The 25,420-nt window shown below is 49.6% G+C and carries 25 protein-coding genes and 1 riboswitch; of the genes, 3 read left to right on the top strand and 22 right to left on the bottom strand.

Features of this window, described 5'->3' with window-relative positions; translation table 11 throughout:
• Positions 1 to 53: 53 nt before the first annotated feature.
• From mqnC to metA, 4 genes are all read right to left on the bottom strand, one after another.
• Positions 54 to 1,190 carry a cyclic dehypoxanthinyl futalosine synthase gene (gene mqnC, locus MKX74_RS06755; protein WP_018887837.1) on the bottom strand — a complete coding sequence of 379 codons (1,137 nt, stop codon included), beginning with the start codon at positions 1,188 to 1,190 and terminating at the stop codon, positions 54 to 56.
• A 210-nt stretch (positions 1,191 to 1,400) separates the two neighbouring features.
• Positions 1,401 to 2,582: an aminotransferase class I/II-fold pyridoxal phosphate-dependent enzyme gene (locus MKX74_RS06750; protein ID WP_341177878.1), complete on the bottom strand. Its 1,182-nt coding sequence runs from the start codon at positions 2,580 to 2,582 to the stop codon at positions 1,401 to 1,403.
• Positions 2,579 to 3,763: an aminotransferase class I/II-fold pyridoxal phosphate-dependent enzyme gene (locus MKX74_RS06745; protein WP_018887835.1), complete on the bottom strand. Its 1,185-nt coding sequence runs from the start codon at positions 3,761 to 3,763 to the stop codon at positions 2,579 to 2,581. Before MKX74_RS06745 ends, MKX74_RS06750 begins: the two co-directional genes overlap by 4 nt.
• A gap of 55 nt (positions 3,764 to 3,818) precedes the next feature.
• Positions 3,819 to 4,736: a homoserine O-acetyltransferase MetA gene (gene metA / locus MKX74_RS06740; RefSeq protein WP_341177877.1), complete on the bottom strand. Its 918-nt coding sequence runs from the start codon at positions 4,734 to 4,736 to the stop codon at positions 3,819 to 3,821.
• A 116-nt stretch (positions 4,737 to 4,852) separates the two neighbouring features.
• A riboswitch (SAM riboswitch) is annotated at positions 4,853 to 4,968 on the bottom strand.
• A 417-nt stretch (positions 4,969 to 5,385) separates the two neighbouring features.
• Between metA and corA the strand changes: the two genes are divergently transcribed.
• Positions 5,386 to 6,321: a magnesium/cobalt transporter CorA gene (corA, locus tag MKX74_RS06735; protein WP_018887833.1), complete on the top strand. Its 936-nt coding sequence runs from the start codon at positions 5,386 to 5,388 to the stop codon at positions 6,319 to 6,321.
• A gap of 74 nt (positions 6,322 to 6,395) precedes the next feature.
• On the opposite strand, the gene MKX74_RS06730 is transcribed toward corA, so the two are convergent.
• The 13 genes from MKX74_RS06730 to MKX74_RS06670 all read right to left on the bottom strand — a co-directional run bounded on the left by MKX74_RS06730 (position 6,396) and on the right by MKX74_RS06670 (position 15,785).
• A complete protein-coding gene (locus MKX74_RS06730) occupies positions 6,396 to 7,397 on the bottom strand; it encodes an HRDC domain-containing protein (protein WP_018887832.1) in 1,002 nt (333 codons plus the stop codon).
• A gap of 151 nt (positions 7,398 to 7,548) precedes the next feature.
• Positions 7,549 to 8,421: an ROK family protein gene (locus MKX74_RS06725; RefSeq protein ID WP_018887831.1), complete on the bottom strand. Its 873-nt coding sequence runs from the start codon at positions 8,419 to 8,421 to the stop codon at positions 7,549 to 7,551.
• Between the two features lies 1 nt (position 8,422).
• Positions 8,423 to 9,091: an MOSC domain-containing protein gene (locus MKX74_RS06720; RefSeq protein WP_341177876.1), complete on the bottom strand. Its 669-nt coding sequence runs from the start codon at positions 9,089 to 9,091 to the stop codon at positions 8,423 to 8,425.
• A gap of 6 nt (positions 9,092 to 9,097) precedes the next feature.
• Positions 9,098 to 9,967 (bottom strand): 5'-3' exonuclease, encoded by an 870-nt coding sequence (locus MKX74_RS06715; protein ID WP_033413713.1) that lies wholly within the window; start codon positions 9,965 to 9,967, stop codon positions 9,098 to 9,100.
• Positions 9,968 to 10,158: 191 nt separating this feature from the next.
• Positions 10,159 to 10,524 (bottom strand): arsenate reductase family protein, encoded by a 366-nt coding sequence (locus MKX74_RS06710; protein ID WP_018887828.1) that lies wholly within the window; start codon positions 10,522 to 10,524, stop codon positions 10,159 to 10,161.
• Between the two features lie 52 nt (positions 10,525 to 10,576).
• Entirely contained in the window at positions 10,577 to 11,539 is a 963-nt protein-coding gene (locus MKX74_RS06705) for an RluA family pseudouridine synthase (protein WP_018887827.1), read from the bottom strand.
• Positions 11,536 to 12,105 (bottom strand): cob(I)yrinic acid a,c-diamide adenosyltransferase, encoded by a 570-nt coding sequence (locus tag MKX74_RS06700; RefSeq protein WP_018887826.1) that lies wholly within the window; start codon positions 12,103 to 12,105, stop codon positions 11,536 to 11,538. Before MKX74_RS06700 ends, MKX74_RS06705 begins: the two co-directional genes overlap by 4 nt.
• 39 nt (positions 12,106 to 12,144) lie before the next feature.
• Positions 12,145 to 12,702, bottom strand: coding sequence for a hypothetical protein (locus MKX74_RS06695; protein ID WP_018887825.1), 558 nt, complete (start codon positions 12,700 to 12,702; stop codon positions 12,145 to 12,147).
• Between the two features lie 94 nt (positions 12,703 to 12,796).
• A complete protein-coding gene (locus MKX74_RS06690) occupies positions 12,797 to 13,027 on the bottom strand; it encodes an aspartyl-phosphate phosphatase Spo0E family protein (protein ID WP_033413710.1) in 231 nt (76 codons plus the stop codon).
• A gap of 90 nt (positions 13,028 to 13,117) precedes the next feature.
• Positions 13,118 to 14,332, bottom strand: coding sequence for an aminotransferase class I/II-fold pyridoxal phosphate-dependent enzyme (locus tag MKX74_RS06685; protein ID WP_018887823.1), 1,215 nt, complete (start codon positions 14,330 to 14,332; stop codon positions 13,118 to 13,120).
• Positions 14,333 to 14,348: 16 nt separating this feature from the next.
• Entirely contained in the window at positions 14,349 to 14,849 is a 501-nt protein-coding gene (locus MKX74_RS06680; RefSeq protein ID WP_018887822.1) for an Lrp/AsnC family transcriptional regulator, read from the bottom strand.
• A gap of 192 nt (positions 14,850 to 15,041) precedes the next feature.
• The gene (locus MKX74_RS06675; protein ID WP_018887821.1) at positions 15,042 to 15,431 is read right to left on the bottom strand and encodes a spore coat protein; all 390 of its coding nucleotides are present in this window, start codon (positions 15,429 to 15,431) and stop codon (positions 15,042 to 15,044) included.
• A 120-nt stretch (positions 15,432 to 15,551) separates the two neighbouring features.
• A complete protein-coding gene (locus MKX74_RS06670; protein WP_018887820.1) occupies positions 15,552 to 15,785 on the bottom strand; it encodes a hypothetical protein in 234 nt (77 codons plus the stop codon).
• Between the two features lie 261 nt (positions 15,786 to 16,046).
• Here MKX74_RS06670 and MKX74_RS06665 point away from each other — a divergent pair, with 261 nt between their 5' ends.
• Entirely contained in the window at positions 16,047 to 17,279 is a 1,233-nt protein-coding gene (locus MKX74_RS06665) for an NAD(P)/FAD-dependent oxidoreductase (RefSeq protein WP_445667305.1), read from the top strand.
• Between the two features lie 39 nt (positions 17,280 to 17,318).
• Here MKX74_RS06665 and MKX74_RS06660 read toward each other — a convergent pair whose 3' ends face one another.
• The 4 genes from MKX74_RS06660 to MKX74_RS06645 form a co-directional block, all read right to left on the bottom strand.
• Complete coding sequence (locus MKX74_RS06660; protein WP_341177874.1) at positions 17,319 to 18,533, bottom strand: MFS transporter; 1,215 nt, start codon at positions 18,531 to 18,533, stop codon at positions 17,319 to 17,321.
• A 216-nt stretch (positions 18,534 to 18,749) separates the two neighbouring features.
• Entirely contained in the window at positions 18,750 to 19,292 is a 543-nt protein-coding gene (locus MKX74_RS06655) for a hypothetical protein (RefSeq protein WP_018887817.1), read from the bottom strand.
• Positions 19,293 to 19,371: 79 nt separating this feature from the next.
• Positions 19,372 to 19,785, bottom strand: a complete 414-nt coding sequence (locus MKX74_RS06650) for a DUF350 domain-containing protein (protein ID WP_025680887.1) — start codon at positions 19,783 to 19,785, stop codon at positions 19,372 to 19,374.
• A gap of 26 nt (positions 19,786 to 19,811) precedes the next feature.
• Complete coding sequence (locus MKX74_RS06645; RefSeq protein WP_341177873.1) at positions 19,812 to 22,175, bottom strand: endonuclease MutS2; 2,364 nt, start codon at positions 22,173 to 22,175, stop codon at positions 19,812 to 19,814.
• A 138-nt stretch (positions 22,176 to 22,313) separates the two neighbouring features.
• Here MKX74_RS06645 and MKX74_RS06640 point away from each other — a divergent pair, with 138 nt between their 5' ends.
• Positions 22,314 to 22,673, top strand: coding sequence for a phage holin family protein (locus MKX74_RS06640; RefSeq protein WP_018887814.1), 360 nt, complete (start codon positions 22,314 to 22,316; stop codon positions 22,671 to 22,673).
• A gap of 251 nt (positions 22,674 to 22,924) precedes the next feature.
• On the opposite strand, the gene zapA is transcribed toward MKX74_RS06640, so the two are convergent.
• A complete protein-coding gene (gene zapA, locus MKX74_RS06635; protein ID WP_341177872.1) occupies positions 22,925 to 25,348 on the bottom strand; it encodes a cell division protein ZapA in 2,424 nt (807 codons plus the stop codon).
• Positions 25,349 to 25,420 lie beyond the last annotated feature (72 nt).

Raw genomic sequence — 25,420 nt, 5'->3', positions numbered from 1 at the left:
TTCTCTTACCTGCACAAGCTTTTTGTTATTATTCAGTCCGAAAGTGGTTTGTATTAATTTTGCATGATAAAGTCGCGTTCTGCCTGCTTCGATCCATCAAACATACGCAGGATGTCATAGCGTGTATTCCGTTGAGCCGGAGTATTACCTGTCTCACGAATGAGCTGCAGTATCGAGTCGATATTCACCTTATAGGTAGCGCCCGCGGCCGATACGACATTCTCCTCAATCATGGTGCTGCCAAAGTCATCACAGCCATAGCGCAACGAGAGCTTGCCGATCTCAGGTCCCATCGTGACCCAAGAGGATTGCAGATGCTTGATATTATCGAGAACAATCCGACTGATTGCTACAGTCTTCAAGTATTCCTCGGGTGTCTGTCTCTCCAGCTTCAGGTTCGTATTATCCGGCTGGAACGTCCACGGGATGAATGCGAGGAAGCCCTCGGAATCATATTTGTTGGCAATGCACTCATCTTGGGCATCACGTACCCGCATCAGATGCAGCGCTCGCTCCTCCATGGATTCGCCCAAGCCAATAACCATCGTAGCGGTCGTGTTCATGCCAATGCGATGAGCTGTCTTCATTACGTCCATCCAATCTGTCCAGGAGCCCTTCAGTCGGCTGATCTTACGCCGCGTCCGGTCATCGAGAATTTCCGCCCCACCACCTGGCAACGAATCCAGACCCGCTTCATGAATTTGCCGGATCACCTCTTCCAGTGTCAGGCCATCCGAGACCTCCTTCATTTTCTGAATCTCTGCCGGGGAGAAGGAGTGCATCGTAATATCCGGGAAACGTTCCTTAATTCGTCTCAGTAGATCCGTGTAGTAGCTGAACGGCAAATTGGGGTTCGTTCCCCCTTGCATCAGAATTTCAGTTCCATTCACATCCTGTGTCTCTTGAATCTTCTGGAAGATCAATTCATCTGGCAATACATATCCCTCGTCCGAGCCTGGACGGCGGTAAAAGGCGCAGAACCGGCAATATACATCACAGACATTGGTATAGTTAATGTTGCGCCCAATTACGAAGGTCTTGATCGGGTCTGGATGCATCCGATTCATGATGACATTGGCTGCTTCCCCAATCTTCTCTACCTCATTGGATTCAAATAATGCAATGGTGTCCTCTAGATTCATACGCTCGCCCCGCAGGGCTTTATCTAAGATACGATCAATCGTACTCATTCTTAGGTGCCTCCTATCCTGTATTCCATAACTTAAAATTAAATTAGAACTGTGACGCTATCTACAATGCAACCTATGATATATGAAAACTTTCTTACTATTCTCCATCGTAACACAGGTCGAATGTGAAAAACAGCACCTAATCTAGGTGCTGTCCGAAAATTCATAAAATTAATACTATAAATAAATAAGATTCAAAACCGCTCAGCACTACTCGCTGAGAGCCTGATCCAGATCCTTGATCAAATCTTCAATACCCTCCAGCCCCACAGAGAAACGAAGCAATCCATCTGTGATGCCGCGTTCCTTGCGAACCTCTGGAGGCATTGCTGCATGGGACATCATTGTCGGATAGGACAGGATACTCTCTACAGCACCCAGGCTGACGGCTACAATCGGTAGCTGTACCTTGTTCAGGACCTGCTTGGCTCGCTCGCCGCTACCCACATCAAATGATACTACTGCACCATAACCGCTCGATTGCCGCTCATGAATGTCCCGACCCGGATGGTTGGCCAGCCCAGGATAGTACACAGCGGAGATATCTGAGCGCTGACTGAGCCACTCAGCCAGCCTTGCCGTACTCTTCTCACTGTGCACCATCCGTGCCTCCAGCGTCTTCATTCCCCGCATCAGTAGCCAGGATTCCTGTGCCCCTAGCACCGTACCGAGTCCATTCTGCAGGCGTTTCAGCTCCCTAGCAAGCTCTTCTGTACGAGCTACAGCGAGTCCTGCCAGCACGTCACTGTGACCTCCCAGGAATTTGGTAGCACTGTGCAGTACAATATCTACACCCAATTCCAGCGGCCGCTGATAGTAAGGTGTCATAAACGTATTGTCCAGGAACGTAATGAGTCCATGCTCCTTCGCCCAGCCAGTTACTGCTGCAATATCTGTAATCTTCAGCGTCGGGTTGGATGGAGTCTCCATATAGACCGCCTTAGTATTCGTTCGATAGGCGGACTTGACCTGATCCAGATCAGTCATGTCCACGAACGTCGTCTCAATATTCATGCGACTCAGAATCGTGGTCAGCAGTCGGTAAGTCCCTCCATAGACGTCCTCTGTCACGATGATATGATCTCCCGCCGAGAGCATCATGAAGGAGCTGGAGATTGCAGCCATGCCTGAGGCGTACGCGAAGCCCTGAACACCGCCTTCCAGGAGTGCAATATAGTCCTCCAGTGCCTGACGGGTCGGATTACCCGAACGGCTGTAATCATGTACTGGCGGATTAAAAATATCATGATGATGGAACGTAGACGCTTGATAGATGGGCACACTTGATGCCCCGGTCGTCTTGTCTATCTCGGAGCCGAAATGAAGCAGCTTCGTACCGAAATCCAGTGCTGCGCGATCCTTGCCTGTATTTCTGTTATCCTCTGCAGTCATTCCGCATTTCCCTCCTCAACCTCGCGACGCGCGGCTTCCAGTGCCTGCCCCAGATCCTGAATCAGATCATCAGCATGCTCAATACCAACGGAGAAGCGCAGCAAGCGATCATCGACCCCAACAGCCTCACGGATCTCCAATGGAATGTCTGCATGCGTCTGAACTGCTGGATAAGTCATCAAGGATTCCACTCCTCCAAGACTCTCTGCGAAGGCAATCAGGCGAATATGTCTCAGGAGTGGTTCTACATAGCGAGCATCGGTTACTTTAAAGGAGAAGATGCCTGTATTGCCACTGGACTGCTTGGACTGGATATCATGTCCTGGATGATCAGCAAGTCCTGGATGGAATACCTCGGCCACAGCCGGGTGTGTAAGCAGATAATTGGCAATCTTCAGAGAGTTGTACTCATGGCGCTCCATACGCAGAGCGAGGGTCTTCATCCCTTTCATGAGCTGATAAGAATCGCTAGGTGACAGCACCGCGCCAATGGAGTTATGAAGGAAGGCCATTTCCTCGGATAGCTCCTTGCCCTTCGTGACGATCAGGCCTGCCAGTACGTCGTTATGTCCACCTAAATATTTGGTTGCACTGTGAATTACAATGTCTGCTCCTAGCTCTAACGGACGTTGGAAATACGGTGTGAGCAGGGTGTTATCCACGATGGTTAATAGCTCATGCCGCTTCGCCCAGGAGGTGACTCTTTCAATATCTGTAATCATCATCAGCGGATTTGTTGGCGTCTCAATGAATACTGCCTTGGTGTTCTCCCGTCTGGATTGCTCCAGAGCATCGATATCATTCGTATCCACATAGGTTGCTGTTACGCCGAACTTGGACAAGATCCGCTCCAACAAACGATAAGTTCCTCCATACAGATCGAGCGATACAATCAGGTGATCACCTTGTCCAAATAACGAGAATATCGTCTGCAGCGCAGCCATGCCTGAAGCACAGGCAAAGCCAGCATCCCCGGACTCCAGCTGTGCAGCCGCCTCCTCCAGTACTTTGCGCGTAGGATTGGTCGTACGAATGTAGTCAAAGCCTGTGCTCTGTCCAAGACGTGGGTGGCGAAATGCGGTAGCTTGGTAGATCGGGAAATTCACCGCTCCTGTCTTCGGGTCGTTAATGGAACCAATTTGTGCCAGCCTGCTCTCGATCTTCAACTCTCTGTCATCCATATGAAATCCTCCTGTCACCTGTATGAATTTTTAATGATTATACTATTTCTTCTGTTTAAATCTGAGGTCCGATATCGTATGGAGTCTCTTGGTACACATAATAATTCAACCAGTTGGAGAACAGCAAGTTCGCATGGGCACGCCATACAGACGGTGGTGTGCGGGTCGGATCGTCTTTCGGAAAATAGTTATAAGGCAGCTTGACCTCAAGCCCTTTAGCCACATCACGGTCATACTCCCACTTCAAGGACAACGGATCATATTCTGAATGACCAGTTACGAAAATCTGCTTGCCGTCCTTGGTGGCAACGATATATACGCCCGCATCCTCCGAGTAGGACAGTAGCTCCAGCTCTTCAATGGATACAATGTCTTCACGTCGAACCTCGGTGTGCCGGGAATGAGGAGCATAGAACAGCTCGTCGAACCCGCGAAGCAGCTTCACATGGGGCTTCTCAACACTATGCGAGAATACGCCGAAGCATTTGTCCTCCAACGGATACTTAGGAACACCAAAATGATGGTATAGACCCGCCTGTGAAGCCCAACATATGTGCATGGTTGAAGTCACATTCGTCTTCGTCCAGTCGAAGATTCGCTGGATTTCATCCCAATAGTTCACATCCTCAAAATCGAGCTGTTCCACCGGAGCCCCTGTAATAATCATGCCGTCAAACCGGGTATTGCGAATCTCATCGAAGGTCTTATAGAACATATCCAGATATTCCTGGGACGTATTCTTCGATACGTGTGATTGAGGGTGAACCAACGTTACATCTACCTGCAACGGGGTATTACCGATCAAGCGCAGCAATTGGGTCTCGGTTGTTTCTTTGGTTGGCATCAAATTGAGTATCGCAATGCGGAGCGGACGAATATCCTGATGGTAAGCTAAGATTTCGTCCATGACGAAAATGTTCTCTCCAGCCAAAATCTCTTTGGCTGGTAACGTGTCGGGAATCTTGATAGGCATGTGCCCTCTCCTCCTTCGTATAATGAAATTAATCTGAGTTGTGAGCTGCGAGGATTAAAAAAAATGACCCTTCCCAAAGTTTCGAGAAAGGTCATGTTTATACTCCATATACGCCTCTCTCATCTCTCAGACATGTCATCATAATGACATGCTGCAAGAATTAGCACCGTGCGACGTATCGCCGGTTGCCGGGCTTCATCGGGCTAGTCCCTCCACCTGCTCTTGATAAGAAATTGACTTGATTCATGCTTATTCAATTAGTAATGCAATCAGTAATTCAATTACATTCATCATACTTGTTCATAATTATACACATATTGTTCTGTTGTGCAAGAAGAACGTGTGATTTGACCCTTGAAAGCCGCAGGTGTCGAGGGTTATACTATACAAGTGCTATGGACTAGAGTCCTTGTACACATACTAATTCCAGATGAGAGGTGACATCATAATGGAAGGCGACCCGAGCTCGAACAGGCGGACGAACCTAGATAACTATATAGGAATGAGCCTTGCTTGCCGGAGACGGGATACCTATGCCTGCCCAGGCTTCTTAATTGATGTCGGTGCCCGTATGTAATCTGGTCCATGCATCGCTCATTTCTTATGTGATTGACAACCGCTTGTGGCGGGAACATAAGGAGTGATTACGATGAAAATTCGTTTGGTACAGAACGGGGTCTTTACCCCTATTGATGATATTGCTATGACCGTTACACCACCTGAGGAAGGCTTCTTTTGGATCGATGCTGATGTCGATGATCTAATTGTGCTGCAACCCCTCTTCTCCATGCATGATCTGGCTGTGGAGGACTGTCTCAGCGAAGAGGAACAGCGCCCCAAAATTGAGATTTACGAGAGCCATTATTTCATTGTTGTAAATAGCATTCGCTTTGATGATGAGGAAATCTTCCTACGTGCACTCAATATTTTTCTCGGAAGACATTTCATAATTACCGTGACCAAGCAGAAGATCAATGAGCTTCGGATGCTAAAGCCGATTCTATGGGAGCAGGAGGTTCATCAGCCTGACCGTTTCATGTACCTGCTCATTGACTTGATCGTTGATAATTACTTCACGGTCGGTGATCGTATCGAGGTGCGCATCGAGAAGCTGGAGGAAGATATCCTCATGCATACGAAGAAGACGCATCTGAATGAAATCATTGGACTCCGAAGTGAGATTTTGTGGTTGAAAAAGGTACTTGGTCCACAGAAGGAAGTTATCAATACCCTGAATAAACGTGATTTGCGTCTCATTGATGATCAATTACAGAAGTATTTCAGCGACATTTATGAAAATGCGGTAAAAATTTCCGAAACCTTTGAAACCTATCGCGATCTGATGGGCAACCTTCGAGAAGCTTATCAGTCAAGTATTGCGAATCGTGCGAATGAAATCATGCGCGTATTTACAGCCATTACGACGATCTTCATCCCATTAACACTGATTACAGGTATATACGGAATGAACTTCGACAACATGCCTGAGCTGCATACACAGCATGGTTATTATGTAGTGATCGGACTTATGGTGCTATTAGGAACCATCATGTATCTCATCTTCCGCAAGAAGGACTGGATTTGAAAGAAACGATACAGGACGGACAGCTGCTCTAGCTGAATCCGTCCTTTTTATTTAGTTGATCACGCTTGATTCATTCATTGGCAAGCTACGATCGGTCGGTCAGTTCTCCTGTACCGAATCCGAATCAGACGCAATCGCTCATAACGATCACTATTACGCACCTCAGCATGCTGCTCGGTCCCATATACTTTATGCAATACGGGCTTGAGGTATTGATCCCCCAGCTCTTCGTAGGCTGACCAGACGGCATGCTGCTCATCCTCAGACATCGGTGTCAGCTCCTGCATGATCAATGGCTCCAGATTACAGCCGTCACGTGCCAGCTCCTCTAGCAAATCCAACAGTTCACGCCTTGGCAAGCCCGTGCTCTGCCCGAGCTTCTCCAGTCCCTGACCATCAGCTATGCCTTGTAGCACGCATCTTCGTTGGTTGAATTGATCCAGCTCCAATTTATATTTAAGCTCCTTCTGCTTGTAGCTCCAATTCACGAATAGCTGCGGATCCAGTTCCTCCTGAACCCAGTCCAGTGGAAATGATCGCGGCTGCTCCGCACGAGCCGTCAGCTCCAGAATTTCTTTGCCATAGGTCACCAGCTTGCTATCTCCCATCCCTGGTAGCTCTAATAGCTCAGAATCCGTTCTCGGGACAAATGCGCTGATCAATCGTAACAGACGGTTGCCAGCAATCATATAGGGGGCACGTTGATCACGTGCAGATCGGCTACGCCGCCAAGCAACTAGCTCTGCGTATAGCTGTTCATTACTATGCAGCTCACTATAGCAATACAGCTGCTGAATCCCTTTGACACGTCCGCTACTATCATCATGCTCATGAAAAACCCCCTCTAGCAAAGGTCGATATCCAGCTGACAGCTTCTGCGCAAGCTGATACCGGTAGATGCATAGCAGCTCTGACCAATTTCCACCCTCATACCAGATTTCGTTTCGCTCCTCTCCCGTATCCTCACTCCAGCCCGTACTCCATAGTCCGTCCTGCTCCCCGATCCAGATCTGGGCGAATGCTTCCGCCTCTTGGCCATCGTCCTTGTGCAGCCTGTTCAAGAATACAATCTCCATGTCGTTCGTTCCTCCTGTTCCACATCAAAATATATACAGATAAGCACAAAAAAAGCACCTCCCCTGCCATTGGCAAGAAAGGTGCTTCCCTTATCATTCCGTGCTGTTCTGTTACTGTAATAATACTCTGTTCATGTCCAATCGTCAAACGTTAGCGTGCAAGATTTGCCAGAGCCAATGCTCCGGCCAGTCCAGCGTTGTCGCCAAGGCCTGGAGGTACGATATATTGATCAATATCCGTAGTCAGTGCTGCATGCTGTACATATCCGTTCAACAGCTCCTGCAGCTTGGTGCGGATGAGCGGGAACAGCTGCTCCTGCTTCATCACGCCACCACCCATAATAATCTTTTGTGGTGACAAAATAAGTACATAATTCATCAATGCCTGTGCCAGGTAATAGGCTTCCATCTCCCAGGCAGGGTGATCTGCAGACAGTTCCGCTCCCTGCACATTCCAACGTCTGCCAAGCGACGGGCCAGCCGCCAGTCCCTCCAGACAATCCTTATGGTACGGGCAAGTTCCTTCATAGGAGTCATCCGGATGACGGCGCACGACAATATGTCCCATCTCCGGATGTGACAGGCCATGCAGTATCTTGCCACCGACTACAGCGCCTACACCGATTCCTGTACCCACCGTAATGTAGATACAGTTGTCCGTGCCCTTGGCTGCTCCCCAGGTCGACTCACCTAGAGCCGCACCGTTAACATCGGTATCGAAATTCATCGGCACGTCAAAGTGCTCCTTCAGCTTGCCGATCAGATTGTAATTTCCCCAATGCGGCTTCGGAGTCGTAGTAATGTAACCATATGTATGACTGCCCACAATCGGGTCGATCGGACCAAAGGAGCCGACACCGATGGCTTCGACCTGTTTTCCCGTAAAATAATCAACGACCAGCTTCATCGTCTCTTCGGGTGTAGTCGTCGGAAAGCTAACCCGTTCCAGCACCTCGCCCTGTTCATTTCCAATTCCACATACAAATTTGGTACCGCCTGCTTCAATGGCTCCCAATACCTTCATTCTATCGTTCCCCTTCCCCTGCTACTCGCTTGTACAATGAATCCTTCCAGCTGCCTGACAAGGCATCCAGCTCCATCAGCGCTCTGGCCTGCTCAAGATCATTCTTCTCCAGATACTTGACCCGATTCGCCCTCATTACGGTAAATGGATGCTGAGGCCGCTCCAGTAGCTGTAGTGAATCTCCCTCTGCGACCTCGCCTTCCTCCAGCACTCTGAAATAATAGCCGGTATACCCGGTCGATTGAAAGCGAAGCGGGAGCTCCTTCCAATCATACCGAGCCGCCAGCTTGAAGCAAGGCTGCCTTGGCTGACTTACCTGAACTACGGCTTGCCCAATGCGGAAAATATCTCCGATATAGACGTCGTCCTCTAAGGCCCCCTGAAGAGACAAATTCTCTCCGAAGGCACCAAAGGTGAGCTGTCGCCCCATCTCTTGCTCGAATAAGGGGTAACGGTCGATATCGTAGATGCATACAGCCTTATCAGGACCTCCATGGTTAATGAGATCCGCCTGACCATCTCCCGCAACACCAGTACGAGTAAGCATTACTGAATGCTGTACCGGCTTCTTATGAATGCCGCTTAGTATCTGCTTGCCACCATACTGCAGCGGTGATGGCATGCTCACATTCACCGACATGACTTTAGCATCAAGCTCAGTCACATGCATCCCTCCCTATGAACCTACAGCCACGCCCATCAAGCTGCACAGGCTCTTCATTTCCAGCTGTTCGAACTTCTCAAGCACCAGTGCCGGATCAAGCTGAAGCACACTGCTATCTAGTGAGCAAGCAACAGGAACCTCACAGTGAATCCGTGCCAGTGTCCGTGAGAGATGTAGCATCTCCAGATCGCTCTCGATCTTCTTTCGGACTGAGGGAGTCAGCTCATTAAGGCGGCTTAACAGGACATCAATCGTGCCAAATTCCTGTACGAGCTTCAGCGCGGTCTTCTCACCAATCCCGCGGACACCAGGATAATTATCACTGGTATCGCCCATGAGTCCTTTCAGATCAATAATTTGCTGTGGCTGAAGCCCCTTCTCCTCTAATAGGGAATCCGGGGTATAGAGCTTGTAATTGCCGTGTCCCTTTTTCATAATAATGACAGAGACACGATCATCCACCAGCTGTAGCAAATCATGATCCCCTGAGAGAATCAGTACATTTATTCCTTCTTCTCCACTGTAGTGCTTCGCCAAGGTGCCAATACAGTCATCGGCTTCATAGCCCGCCGCGCTGATATTGGGAATACCCAGACTGTCCACTACCTCGCGAATCAGGCTGAATTGGGGGATCAGATCCTCTGGGGCCGAAGGTCGATTGCCTTTGTATGCTGTGAACTGCTCTCCACGAAAGGTCTGTCCTTCCATGTCCCAGCAGCAGACCACATGTGAAGGTTCATAGGTCTGAACCGCATCCCAAAAATAACGTATAAAGCCGTAAACGGCATTCGTAGGCACCCCATCACGGGTTCTGCGGATATAACCGCTAGAGGCTGTCGCGTAGTAGGCACGAAACAGTAGTGCCATACCATCTACGAGCATTACGGATTGCTGTTGCTTCACTTCTCGTTCCGCTCCTATTCGTGTAATATTTCATCCAAGTATAGCATACCTCGTATAAGAACGGCGTGACTTCCAGTAAATGCACCCGGTAAATGCACTCGGCTTGCAGCATATAGCATAATCAGGCTAGTCAATCTGGTCAGCAGGCGACTACAGCCTTATAGCTCGAACTATGCCTTGCTCCATACCTCGGTGAAGGCTTCCTCCTTGAAGCCCACCGTAACCTGGTCTCCATCTGTGACGATCGGCCTCTTGATCAGCCTTCCATTAGAGGCAAGCAAGGCCAGCTGCTCTTCCCGGCTCATGCCAGGTAGCTTGTCCTTCAGCTGAAGCTCCTTGTAGACCTCTCCACTCGTGTTGAAGAACTTCTTAAGCTCCAGACCGCTATTGGCAACGAGCAGAGCTAACTCCTCGACATTTGGCGGTTGGTCAAAAATAGGGCGAAGCTCCAGCTCGTGATCCTGCTCCTTCAACCATTTGACTGCCTTTCGACAGGTCCCGCATTTATCATATTGATAGACGATCAAGTTACTCATGATATCCCTCCAGTTACATTCCATCGCTGATCGGGGCCTTCAACAGACCCATTTAATCTTTACTATTACTATTCAAATACCGTTCCAGGCTTGCCATGTCCTCGGGTAACGGTGCCTGGAATACGAGTCGCTCTCGGGTAATCGGATGGTCCAGTACCAGCTTGGAGGCATGCAGTGCATGTCTCTTGATGCGCATGTCCAGAACCTCGAACGCCAAGCTCTCCGGTGAATCGGCAGCCATTGGCCTGTGCTTGTACATCTTGTCTCCAATCAGCGAGCACCCCAGATGCGTCATATGCACTCGAATCTGATGTGTACGGCCACTCTCCAGCTTCAGAGATACCTTGCACGCTGCCGCCCACTGCTGCTCCACCTGATATTTGGTCAGCGCCGGATAGCCTGTTGGCGTAACGATGCGTCGATGCGGCTCCTCCGGATCACGATCAATAGGCCCGTCCAGCATTCCGGTGGGATGCGGCGGGCTGCCATGCACGAACGCTGTATACAGCTTATCTACTGTGCCTGCAATCATCTGCTCCGAGATATGCTGGTGCACATAAGGATTCTTCGCAATCGCAAGCGCCCCGCTCGTCTCCTGATCAAGCCGATGAACCGGTCTGAAGCGGTAAGCAAGCCCCTGTTCACGCCAGTAGTGAACAATTCCATTAGCCAGTGTCCCCGTGTAGTGACCATGCGTCGGATGCACGATCAGACCCGCAGCCTTGTTCACAACCAGCAAATGCTCATCCTCGTACAAAATGTCGAACGGTATGGGCTCAGGCAAAATGTCCTCTGATACCTCCTGCTCCATCCGAAGCTGAATGAGATCCCCCGTAGATACACGCACACTGATGTATACCCGCTCTCCATTCAGCATAATCCCCTGCTCCGTCAGCTTGAGACGGGAGAGGAGCTTGCGGGATACGCCCATACGCTTCTGTAAAATCGTCTTGAGCAGTAGTCCATCCTCCTCCGGGGATATTATATATTCAATTGGCTTGTAATACAGTGTCATTTTTTTCTCCCGAACACCTTTTTGCTCCGCAAGTACTCCACATCGGGAACACCAAGCCGTACATTGGCAGTACGCGCTAGTACGAAGAAATAATCGGATAGCCGATTTAGATACATTCTTACAGCCGGATTAATATCGGTATGCGCTCCTAGTGTAACTGCGCGACGTTCCGCACGGCGACACACTGTTCTGCACACATGCAGCGTCGATGAGAGCTGACTCCCACCAGGAATGATAAAACGCTCGACCTTCGGATTCTCCTCCTCACAGCGGTCAATCCATTGCTCCAGCCGTGCCGACATTTCGTCCTTCACCTTGTACTTGCTCTCATTCAGCTTGACGAACGCCAGATCAGACCCGCAATCGAACAGCTCCTGCTGGATTTCCTGCAGCTGCTCACGCACATCCTGGAACAGCTCGCCTTCAGCAAAGCTAATAGCCTGTCCCACAAAGCTGTTCAATTCGTCTATCGTGCCATAAGCCTCGACGCGATCATCATCCTTGCGGACTCGTCCTCCGATCACCGAGGTCTGTCCTTCATCACCTGTACGTGTATATACTCCCACTGTCTATCCTCTCCTTCAGCACTTATCTCTTCATTGCCCTTATTCCACGATAGCCTTTATTACTTTGATTGCTTCATCAATATTGGAGGTTCTAGGCGGAACCGTCACGAACAAATTAGGAGAAGTATACTTTAAATCCTGAAATAACGCCGTCTCTGCTGCCGGAATTCCATACAGATGCGTCTCCTGCACGATATCCTCCACTTCCTTGCCATCCCGGTTCACCGGCTTGAAGACACCGCCTTCAAAAACACCGTTCTTGTACGTATCTGCATCAAAATATTCATCAAGAGGTAGATTGCCACCTTGATTTCCATTTATCTTCATATCCTCTTCCGGTAGAATGAACAGGTCATGCTCACCCGCAACGTATTCAATTAACAGCTTCTGCCTATCATAAATTGGACTCGCAGCCACCTCGATCTTGGTTCCCTCTTCCCCCAGCTTCTCCTGTAGCAACTGCTGCATCTGATCCTGGATCTGGCCAGGGTCTCCTTGGTTATCAATAATAAATATGGAGAATGTATCCTCCTTTGCTCCACAGCCTGCCAGCAAAATAATAGCAAATACCCCAAGCACCAACCGCATCATTCTCATCTAATTCCAGCCCTCCCATTCATTCTTTCAATATAGCACAAGTGAAGGGTACAACAAAAGAAGACCCCGAAGGGTCCCCCAATTCAAGCTTAAATCACCCAGAGTGCAATGACTTAAAGCTCTTCTTCACATAATATGATTTCATATATTCATTGATCTTCAGATCCAGCTGACAACTGATCTCGACTACCAAATCAGAAGTAAGTGACTCCTCCTGTTGGAACATCCTCACCATTTCATCGCGCAGGTACAGTATTTCGTCTTCCAGAGAAATGCTGCTTGCGACTGACTTAGGCTGTTGTTGTTCGACGCAAATCAAAAACATTCCTCCTTGAAATGATCTTCCCTTAACGATTACAAATTATAACACATATTCCAAAAATGAAAAGCATATTTTGTAAATTTTTCAAACTTCTTATCCTTCTTTTTTAACTTTATACACAAATTGTCCGATTCGATCGAGTGCCTCGGTCAATTGTGCTACTGAAGTCGCATAAGAGCAGCGAAGGTAGCCTTCTCCGCCCAATCCAAATACATTCCCTGGCACGGCAGCCACATTGCCTTCTGCGAGAAGTCTCTGGGCGAATTCATCGGAGCTCAGGCCGGTAGACTGAATGCTCGGAAAGACATAAAACGCTCCTTGTGGTTCATGGCAATCGAGACCGATATCCTTTAGCCCTTGCACCATTAATCGACGGCGCTGATTATAGGAATCGACCATGCGCTCCTTCTCCTCTTTACCGTTGCGCAATGCTTCAAGGGCGGCTACCTGTCCCATGGACGAAGCACACATGACGGTATACTGATGAATTTTCAGCATCGCCGAAATCAGCTCCGGATGTCCGCAGGTGTAGCCCACTCTCCAGCCTGTCATAGCGAAGGCTTTGGAGAAGCCACTCACCAGAATGGTACGGTCCTTCATGCCAGGAACAGAGGCAAAGCTCGAATGATTCTGACCATAGGTAAGCTCGGCATAGATTTCATCCGAGATCACAATCAAATCATGCTTCTTCACAACCTCGGCGATCGGCAGCCAATCCTCATAGGTCATCGTTCCTCCAGTCGGATTGCTCGGATAGCACAGAATGAGCACCTTCGAGCGAGGTGTGATCTTGGCCTCCAGTGCTTCAGCCGTCAGCTTGAAGTTATTATCAGCGAACATCTCGATGCCGACAGGCACGCCTCCGCCAATATAAGCAATAGGAGAATAGGAAATATAGCTAGGCTCAGGAATGAGAATCTCATCCCCTGGGGTAATAAGGGCACGAAGGGCCAGATCAATGGCTTCGCTTCCCCCTACCGTTACTATTATCTCATTCTTCGCATCATAGCGTACAGAAAACCGCTCATCCAGATAATCGCTGATCGCCTCGCGGAGCTCTGGTGTCCCTGCATTGGAGGTGTAGCTCGTGAAGCCCCGCTCCAGTGAATATACACACGCTTCCCTTACATGCCATGGCGTAACGAAATCCGGTTCACCGACACCCAGTGTGATAATATTTTTATTGGTGCCTACGAGATCAAAAAATTTGCGAATGCCTGAAGGCGGGATATCACGGACCTGTGGCGCCAGATAAGAGCTCATTGGTTTGCTATGTGTGACAGATTCCTGCTGCTGTTTGAGAGTCATAGGATATCCTTCTTTCTTATGGTGAAATCTTCAGGCGCTTATCTTCTTCCTTGTCTTCGAAGATAATGCCGTCCTGCTTGTATTTTTTCAATGTGAAATTCGTCTTGGTAGATAGTACTGAATCAATTGGGGAGAGCTTCTCGGACACAAAATTTGCAACCTCACGCAAATTGCGACCCTCCACTTCCACAAGCAGATCATAGGCTCCTGACATTAAATAGACAGATTTCACTTGTGGATACAAATAGATTCGCTCGGCAATTCCTTCGAACCCTCTGCCACGCTCTGGTGTAATTTGAACCTCGATCAAGGCTGTTACCTTCTCGTCGTCCACCTTGTCCCAGTTGACCACTGCTGCGTATTTAACAATGACATGCTCATCTTCAAGCTCTTGAATGGCGGATTTGACCTCCTCCTCCGTTGCACCCAGCATGGTTGCAAGCAGTGAAGGGGTCCTTCTCGCATCTTCCTTCAAGAGATCCATAATTCTCAGCTTTAATTCATTCACCTGTGTCATGTATAAGCCTCCACGAAAAGAGATTAATATTCATATTACAATAATTCATTAGCTATGCAAAGCAAGCATTTGTGAGAAATCCTTTAGAGTAATCATAGATAACAATAATTACAAAGCAAAAAAAACCGCCTGCTCCATAATAAGGATACAGGCGGTCACAAGTATCACTGCTTCAAAGGCAACTACACTCGTTTACATATAATAAGAATTGCTTGTATGGCCGTAGTGCCCCTGTTGCTGAGCTTGACCGTACATGCCACTAGTGGAAGCCTGCTTTTGTTGCATGAATTGCTGGCATTTTTGCTGAGTCTTGTGCGCCTCCTGGATCTGCTTGTCCATTTCCTGACGAAGCGCTTTTCCGCCCAATGTATACATCTGATTTTGCTGCATGAGACGGAAGAGATCTCCTTGCTGCCGAAGTGTGGCACCAGTCAGATCGTTGAATAGCTGACGAACGGTAGGACATGCAGATTCTGTCGTGGCCGTCGTATACTCTCGGGATGTGCGCTTCAGATCGGCCAGGATGGTATACAGCAAATCCTCTTCGGGCATAAATGAACTAGTGTTTTGATTGGAATACATGAACGTGTTCCCTCCTTGATCAATTGTTCGAGCTTAGGGACGAATGACCCTAGGCTGCATGCTGAGTGGATGTCGTAAAGCCTAATGAGCCAGGCTGCTGACAGATAGACTCTCGAATCGTTATTGGGGCTGGGTAGGAGCCAGCTGCTGATGCTGATGCAGAGCCTGGATCAGCATGTTCAGGTGCTGCTCATGAGTTCGTGCGAACTGCATGCAGGCTTGCTGAATGGCTGGCTGCTGGCTGGAGGCCGCTGTAGCTGTGCACTGCTTCAACAGTAGCTCCTCATTGGAAATGGAATCCATAATGTACTCCAGTTCTTTCGTGGTTAAAGGCTGCATTTGCATGGATTGCATGGTATGTCCTCCTTCATCATGTAGATGCTTGCTGGACCAAGCCGCCTGTATATCTATACGAGCAAGTGCCCACCGCACAATCGCTCAGGCAGGCCCAAATCTGATATGTAGTCAGGCAGATCAGTCCAGTAACTTCATCGCTAGTTAGATTGTCCTATACTACGAATTTTATGACACAACAGAAATAATGACCTTTTTTGAACAATACAAAAAAGCAATTAACAAGCTGTTCTTATATATTTTTTTGAAGGGACGATGGAGATGATCTTAACGAATGGACGTTTATATTGGCCAACAACTGTAGGTAAAACCTCGCAGCATTCTCCGTTAACCGAAGATATTAGCTGTGATGTATTAATCATAGGTGGCGGTATGGGCGGCTCGTTGATCTCCCGACTGCTCACAGATCGGCAAGTGGACACCGTGCTGATCGACAAGAGAAAGGTGGCTCACGGAAGCTCCTCTGCTAACACAGGGCTATTACAATACAGCAATGACAAGTCGTTGACTTCATTCATGAACACTTTCGGAGAAGAGAACGGGGTACTATTCTATAAAATGTGTCAGCAGTCGCTGGAGCAGCTGGAGATGCTAAGCAAAAATATCCCGACAGACCCGAAGTTCATCCGACGCAGCAGCTTATATTACGCTAGTACACCGGAGGATGTGTCCAAGCTGCAGACGGAATATGAGCATCTCAGAGCACATGATTTCCCTGTGGATTATTGGAACGCCCAAGATATAAGCCATCGTCTACCTTTCACGAAGCCTGCAGCTTTGTACACGAGCGGGGATGCCGAGGTGAACCCGTTCCGCTTCGCGCTGGGTCTACTTCAATCGGCTGTAGAGAAAGGTCTACGTATATATGAGAATACCGAGGCCAAGCGATTGGAATTTCTGGAGGATGGCGTTCTCTGCCACACTCCTGACGGTCGAATCCGTGCACAGCGGGTTGTCTTCTCCACAGGGTATGAGACACAAGAAATCAAACGTGATGCAGGGGCAGTGCTGGAGAGCTCTTACGCCATCGTGACGAAGCCTGTCAACAATCTGGATGACTGGTATGAACGCTGCCTGATCTGGGAGACAGCTAGGCCCTATCTGTACATGCGCACCACGGTAGATAATCGAATCATTTGTGGAGGCCTCGATGAAGATGTGCTCATACCCGAGGAACGCGAACGGCGTATCGTTCATCAACAAAAGGTCCTGCTGGAGCGTCTGCAAGAACACTTTCCGAGGCAAGATTTGCAGATTGATTATGCATGGGGGGCCGTCTTTGGCACTACGCATGATGGCTTGCCTTATATAGGGGGTCATCCTCGTTTCCCACATTGCTATTTCCTGGAGGGATATGGTGGGAATGGTGCTGTGACGAGTATGATGGCTGCACAGCTGCTTACTGATGAGATCACCGGGACATCACGTCCTGAACTGGAGCTCTTCTCGCTGACCCGTACAACCAAGCCATCACCGCACCATAGCCCCCCATGAGATCTACATAAGAGAATGTGTTGCAACGAGCCTGATGCATCAAGCATCAGGCTTCGACTGCCAGCCTGCAGACTGCAGCACCGGACGTATGCACAGCCACCCTAAGACTGGAGCTGTTCCAAGGCCAATCAGCAGCCAGATGATCACTTGTGGAGCTTGACTGAGTGACAACACACCGATAAATATCAGTGTACCGACCAAGCGCCCCGTCATCAGGCTCAGCTCACGCAGGACGACCAATTCTACCCGCAGCTTGACATCCTCCCCCGATGCCGCCATGAGATCGAAGCCTAAGGAGATCATGGGGATGATATACAGCGGAATGAACAATGCCGTTCCAGCTCCAGCGAGCAGTAGTATTGTGTAGTTCATTTTCCACAGTAATGGGCACATAACAGCCACCAGCAATACAGCGCCGAGCAGCATTCCCGACGTTCGAAATGGCGGCTTCAGCCATTTGCCGACTGCCCAGAAGCTGAACAAGGATACCGCCGAGGTAATTAACGAGAATTGCCCCAGCTTCCATTCCTGATTCGTGACGACATAGACCATCAGGATGAACAAAAACGAATATACACCTTCACGCACACCCTGTGCGACGAGCCCCAAGGAAAGCCATCTCCAGCTCTTCTCTCCTCGCAAGCGATGAACGGGCTCCAGCCAATGATACGTCCCTTCGACTTTGCGTTTTTTCAAGAAAAAGCTCAGTACGACACCACCAACATAGATACCCAGGGAGATTGTGAAAATCACCCGGTAACCAGCATCATCGGACATTTTGGCTATAATCCATGCTGACAGTAAAGGACCGACAATCCCGGCAAAGGAACCAAGCAGCCCTACCCATCCATTGAATTTATCACGACTATCGCGATCCGTTACCTCGAAATACACCACGTTGAATGCCAACCAGAACAACCCGAGCGCAGCACCAAGAAGGATCCCCAAAGGCCAGATATAATCGATGGACTTGGGCCCTAGCCACAGGATCACCAGATAGAACAACCCTGACAGCGCCGTACCTAGTCGCAAGGCGTTCATCTTATTGTGCTCTTTGACCCATTTTCCTGCCAGCCAAAAAGTTAATCCAAGGGCCAACTGCTGACTGACGGTGAACCAGCCAATCATGATATAATCCTGCTTCGCCTTCCATAGATACACGTTCAAAAAAGTACCCGATAAAGCTCCGGCAAATACAAACAGCCCATTCATGCCAAGCAGCAGAATAGACTGTAAGTTGAGGTTAGTCCTCATATGGTTCCCCCTATCCAATAGCTGCTGCCGTTAGATGCCGCTCAGCTTTAAGATACCCCTAATTCAGCAAAACATGTCCTTCCATATTGTCAGATTTTTTTGAAACACTGCAAAAAACGACAGCTCTCATCATTTTCTGATTGAGCTGCCGCTACATGCTTTTGTGCTTGCAATTGAAGTATTCTTAACCAATCATAGTCCTGTGTCCATCCAATATTACTGGTTGTCTCCTGCCGCGAGATGTTTAATCATGCGTACACGATCATTCTCTGCCAAAGCGTGTTGAATGTGGAAGCAGCTAGTGCACACATAGACATTCATGTGAAAAGGAGGCTGCATAACAGACTTCCCAAGTGAAGCTGGTATTGCAGGCTTGAAGGTATCCGCAGTTACCTCCTGTGTGCCTGTAAGCAGCATATACTCCCTGCATTGTGGACATTCTGGTACTTCCTCCTGTCCATCCAATGCCTGCTGTACACGATCCTGATAAGCTCCAAGGTCTGTCCCCTCTTCCTGCAGTCTCTGCAGGGTATGTGGAACAGGGACGTTGTACATCCCTTCCTCATCCCACCCCAGATCGTCATCAGCCGCTTCTGTAACGGCTTCCTGCTCTTCCGCGCCCTCATCCTCATCCAAATGCACACTAATCGTGCGATAACCGTCCAATTCATTGTGGCAATAAGGACATTCTTTCTCTGGACCAATCTCCTCATCCCATACGATCTCAGTATGGCACCACGGGCATACAGTTGCTTCCATCTTATTGCTCCTCCGTTCTTGCGTTCAGCTCAAAGTCATTATTATTTACTCGTGAATCCATTTCACAACTCAAGGGCGATTATACAATACTGGCACCGATTACGAAGGATAGAGACACCGAAATGAGCATAGCGAATAATCCTACAGCTCGATTATCTTCCTTAATCTCCTTGTCGATCGAGAATACAGGAGTCAGAAATTCAAAAAGGAAATAGGCGGCCAGCAACAAAAAGAAACCAACCGTTGACCAGATCATGGCATCGTAGACACTTGCTTTGGCAAGGATGCTGAATCTGAGCACATTGCATATGCCGAATATTTTCCCTCCAGTTGCCATAGCGACCGCTACATTCCCTTTTCGAATCTCATCCCAGCATTTATACCGCGTCACCAATTCAAAACAATACAAAAACACAATCAGCTGCAGTACCGCTACTGAAAAGTAGCCCAGCATCATCCCCAGCGGGTAAGATAACAATTGATCTATCATCAAATATCGCCGCCCCCGTTCAGCCCAGACTATTTGAGCTCAGCTACGGTAACTCCTGTACCGCCTTCGCCATAATTTCCGATACGGAAAGACTTCACATGCTTATGTCTGCGCAAATAATCCTGAATGCCTGTTCGCAGCACGCCCGTCCCTTTCCCGTGAATAATAAAGACCATTCCAAGGTTCGCTAGAAATGCCTCATCAATGAAGCGATCGACCTCAATTAAGGCTTCCTCTACGTTTGAACCACGCAGATCCAGCTCACTGCGAACATTCTCATCCCGGGTACGCTTCACACCAGCCGAAGCCCGCTGTGTCTTCTGAGGCTGTTTAGGTGTGTCCAGCAGCTCCAGATCATCCAGACTGACCTTCATTTTCATGATGCCCAGTTGAACGATGGCCTCCTTCGCACCAGACAACTCTACAACATGGCCTTTCTGGTTAAGGCTATGCACTGCAACCTCATCCCCTGGCTGGATACTTCTGCGCCCTCCGCCCTGGCGTACAGCAGATTTCTTCTGGCGTTGTTTGGGAGCTGCCTCCTCAAGCTGCTTGCGGGCCGCGATCAATCGGTGCTCCTTCACTGAAGCCCCTTCCTCTTGAGCCATTCTGCGCAGGTCGCCTATGATCTGCTCCGCTTCCTTACGCGCCTTCTCAATGACATCTCTGGCTTCGCTCTCAGCTTTGTCCAGCATGCGATCACGCTGTCCCTCAAGCTTCTCCATCTCCTGTTGATAACGGGCCTTGAGCTCTTCATGCTCCCGACGCAAGCGTCTCGCTTCCTCGCGCTCCTGCTCTGCACCAAGGCGATTCTCCTCCAAGGAAGCAATCATATGCTCAACGCGCTGATCCTCTTCTGTCACCTCACCGCGAGCATAATCCAGGATACGGGAAGGAAGTCCCAGACGCTCAGCAATGGCAAAGGCGTTGCTTCGACCAGGTACACCTACTAACAGACGGTATGTCGGGCTCAAGGTAGCAACATCGAACTCCATGCTTGCATTAATTACACCTTCACGATCATAGGCGTAAGCCTTAAGCTCACTGTAGTGCGTGGTCGCGACCATTCGGCAGCCTGTTGCATGAATATGCTCCAGAATAGCTACCGCAAGCGCAGAGCCTTCTGCCGGATCGGTTCCAGCACCAACCTCATCAAGCAGCACCAGGCTGCGAGAAGACATTTGCTTAAGAATACTAATGATATTCGTCATGTGACTGGAGAAGGTACTCAGATTCTGTTCAATGCTCTGCTCATCCCCAATGTCCGCATAGATCGCATCGAAGACAGACAGCTGGCTCTCATCCTCTGCCGGGACGAATAGTCCAGACATGGCCATAAGGCTCAGCAGACCAATTGTCTTCAAAGTAACCGTCTTACCACCGGTATTCGGACCTGTCACAATAATTGAAGTAAAGCTATCCCCAAGCTCCACATCGATCGGTACAACCTTCTCGAGCGGAATCAACGGGTGACGTCCCCTGCGAATACGCATACGACCCTGGTCATTCATGAACGGCAGGGTGGCCTTCATATGACGAGCAAGGCGGGCCTTCGCGAACATAAAATCAAGACTTGCCAGCATATCCGCATCATACAACAGCAGATCAGCCTGTTCTCCTACAAGAGCAGTTAGCTTTTGGAGAATGATCTCAATCTCCCGCTCCTCCTGCAGTCGCGTCTCACGAAGCTTGTTATTCATCGCCACAATAGACTCGGGCTCAATGAACAGGGTCGCCCCAGAGCCCGATTGGTCGTGAACGATCCCGCCGAAGTAAGCTCGGTGCTCGGCTTTGACTGGGATGACAAAACGATCACCACGAATCGTAATAAGCTGATCCTGCAGCATCTTGGACACCGTGGAGGAACGAATCATCGCATCCAGCTTCTCCCTAATCCGGACTTCACCGGATCGAAGCTCACGACGGATTTGTCCCAAGGCGGGGCTTGCTGTATCTAATACATCTGCATGCTCATCGATGCAATTCTTGATGGCATTTTCCAGCGCCTTCTGGTCGGAGAGCTGTTCGCTCACTGCCAGCAATGCGCCAATCGGATGCTCTTCATGAATTGCACTGATATATGAACTGATTCTGCGGCCTGCCTGGACCGTTGTACGAATCCCCAAGAGTTCATGAGGGTTCAAGGTGCCCCCGATCCGTGCTCTCTTAATGGCTGGTGACATGTCCACTACTCCGGTAAATGAAGGGGTTCCCTTCAGACGGTCCACCGCAAAGGCTTCATCCGTCTCCCTTAATAGTGCTTCTATATATTGAACTTCTGTAAATGGGCGAAGCTCCTCAGCACGCTGCCGTCCCATCGGTGTCTGTGTGTAGCCCGCGAGTGCGGATAGAATTTTACTGTATTCCATTGTCTGCAATATTTTCGGATTCACATTCATACTCCTTCAACGTTATATCCATATTATAACGAAACCAGCTCTCTTTCGCTATTTGTGTTACTGGACACATAAGATTCGAACATGTGAAACACACTAGATGCTGTATCACAAGAAGACCATAGGAGGTTACACATGAGAATTCTGGGACATATCGTTCGATTTATTGTCGCCGCTCTGGTGCTGATGGTCGTGGGCTGGATCGTACCAGGCTTTAGCGTAGGCGGATTCATGAGCGCCCTAATCCTCGCGATCGTCATAGCGCTTATTGGCTGGATCGTCGAGGCCATGTTCGGCAGACGAGTTAATCCATTCGGTAGAGGCATCGTTGGATTCATCGTCAGCGCTCTGGTGATCTATGTTGCGCAGTTTATCGTCGGAGGCGTGGAAGTCTCCATATTGGGAGCCATTCTTGCTGCCTTGGTCATTGGGATTATCGATCTGTTCATTCCTGTTGCGACTCCCTTTGACGCAGGACGAACCGGTAAGAGCTAGTTCCGGAACATAGCAAGGATAGGATAAACGACTAGAACATCAAGATCATCAAAATCAATAAGATCAACAAGAGAACGACAAGAAAAGCTGCCGACCAAGCATGAAGCTTGACGGCAGCCTTTTTGCTATGCTCTAGCTTGAAGCACTTAAGGAACATACTGCACAGAGAATAATGCAGCCTTCCTTTGCAATCCTGTATATAGCTTCATACCCAATAACAGTACTTCTACAAATGGATTCGTACCTAGGAGCTACTGGTCCTGTTCTATAAGTTCAATCCATTCGTTGTACTCCGTTTGAAGCTTGGCATACTCTTCCCGAAGCTGGCGATGCTCCTCTGCAAGCTTCTCGTTCTGCTCCTGCTCCAGCTCTCGCTGCACCTGAAGTAATCTCAACTGGTGGGCTGTAAGCTCATAACGATCGCCTAGCTCCGACAACTGTAGCTGCAGGGCATCTCTGGAATGGATAGCTTCTTCACGTGTGTTGATCAATTCCATGCGAGCTTTCTCTGCCTTCTCAGCCTCATGCTCCAGTTGCCTCTTATCCTCAGATACCGCAGCTACCTCATGCTGCCAAGCGCTAATCTCCTGCTCCCGCTGCTCCTGTTCCGCCTTCAGGTCGTGGATCGTGGACAGATGCTCCTCGCATCTCACCTGCCATTCAATGGCCTCTTCCTCCAGCTGCCCCACTTGTACCTTGTACACGCTGACTTGCTCTTCCAACTGGGCCATCTGTGTATGCAGTTCGTCCATTTCCCGCTGCTGCACAGTGATGGCTGTCTGAAGCTCATCTTGTGAACGTTGCGAGTCCTCCAGCAGACTAGCCGATCGTTCCATCGCTGAGCGCGCCTTGTCCAGTTCGGCTGCACGTACATCCAGCTCTGCTACTAGCTGCTCATAGCGCTCCTGCTCTTCCTCAAGAAGCTGCTCGCTGGTCTTCAGCTCTTCATTCAGTTGGGCGATTGTCTGTTCAAGCGGTTGCTGCCGTTCTTGCTCCCTCTGGAGCTTCTGTTGCTGGCTCTGCAGCTGCTCTTCCCGCTTCGACACTTCCTCCTGAAGGACTGCCACCCGCGCTCCGTGCTGCTCAGCCAGCTCCTCCGTGGCCCTCAGCTGCTGCAATAGCTCCTGCTGGTCTTGCAGCTGCTCTTCTCGCTTCGACACTTCCTTCTGAAGGACTGTCACCCGCGCTCCGTGCTGCTCAGCCAGCTCCTCCGCGGCCCTCAGCTGCCGCAATAGCTCCTGCTGGTCTTGCAGCTGCTCTTCTCGCTTCGACACTTCCTTCTGAAGGACTGTCACCCGCGCTCCGTGCTGCTCAGCCAGCTCCTCCGCGGCCCTCAGCTGCCGCAATAGCTCCTGCTGGTCTTGTAGCTGCTCTTCTCGCTTCGACACTTCCTCCTGAAGGGCTGTCACTCGCGCTCCGTGCTGCTCAGCCAGCTCCTCCGTGGCCCTCAGCTGCTGCAATAGCTCCTGCTGGTCTTGCAGCTGCTCTTCTCGCTCAGACAGCTCTCCCTGAAGAGCTGCAATCTCTGTTTGATACTGCTCGACCTGTTCCTCAGCAGATTTTTTCTGCTGCAGGAGGTCTGCCAGCTCGCTTTGCAGCTTGCGACTGGAGGCATGAGCCTGCTCCAGAATCTTTTGAATTCGCCGCTGCTCCTCCTCCATCTTCTCCTGTTGCTGATGCAATGCTGACATTTCCTGCTCCAAACTGCTGTAGCGTACCTGAAGCTCTTCTCGTTCCTGTACGGATTGTTGCTCTCTTGCCTGTACTTCCTTCAGACTCGACACAAGCTGACTACGTGTCTGCTCGGCTTCTTTAAGCTTCTCCAGAACTCCCTTAAGCTCTTTGGAGAGTTGCTCCTTGTCACCTTTGACATCCAGTAGCTGATCTCGCAGGTCTTGAAGCTGAGCCTCATAATCACGCGACATCTCCTCCTGAAATGCCTCGGACTCTTCCAAGCGGGCCTGCTCCTGCAGAAGCTGGGCCTGAGCCTGCCTGCTGTCATCCTCCAGCTGCTTGGTCAGTTCCGCGAATTTGGCCTCCCAATCCGCTTGTTGCTGAGCATGCTTGGCTTCGAGCTCGGTACGCAGCTGCTCCTTCTCCTTCTGAAGCTGCTTGGCATATGCCTGCTCTGCCTCGTTCAGGCGAGATTTCGTCACTTGCTCTGTCTCCGAACGAATCTTATCTGCTCTGCTCTCCGCATTCGCGACGGCTTTGGTCAGCTCTGCTGTCCGCTGCTCCTGCTGCTTCAAGAGACGCTGTAGCTCCTGCAGCTCCTTGGCGGAACGCTGCTGGGCGTCAGCAAGCTCCTTCTGAAGCTTCTGCTTCTCCTCATTCGTCTGATTGTAGCTACCTTGTAGCGAAGTGTTCTTTTCCTGCTGCTCTCCAAGCTGGGTCTGCAGCTGAGCAAGCTCATTTCTTAACTCTGTCCGCTCTTGAGATACACGGTTCAGGTTTTTTTGCACATCATTCAATTGAATAGCCTCTTCGGCCATATGGACAGCAGCCAGCACAGCCAGTCGAGGCGTATCGAGATGTGAATGGGCCTGGGCAACAGTGTGCATGCGATCATTGACATAGCTCGCTACTTGCTTCATATATTCGGTGCTGCTACCGACAAGCTTGTAGGAATTACCATATATTTCAACAGCGACGCGTACGCGCTCCGGTGTATTCACAATAACGCCCTCCTCTGATCTGAATGTAGATTCTATGTTGTATGGTGGTAGTCTATTCGTATTTTTTCATAG

The organism is Paenibacillus sp. FSL K6-1230, assembly GCF_038002385.1.
Classification (GTDB): Bacteria; Bacillota; Bacilli; order Paenibacillales; family Paenibacillaceae; genus Paenibacillus; species Paenibacillus massiliensis.
The sequence above is the reverse complement of the archived record's forward strand: the minus strand, read 5'-3'. Positions and strand labels throughout refer to the sequence as shown.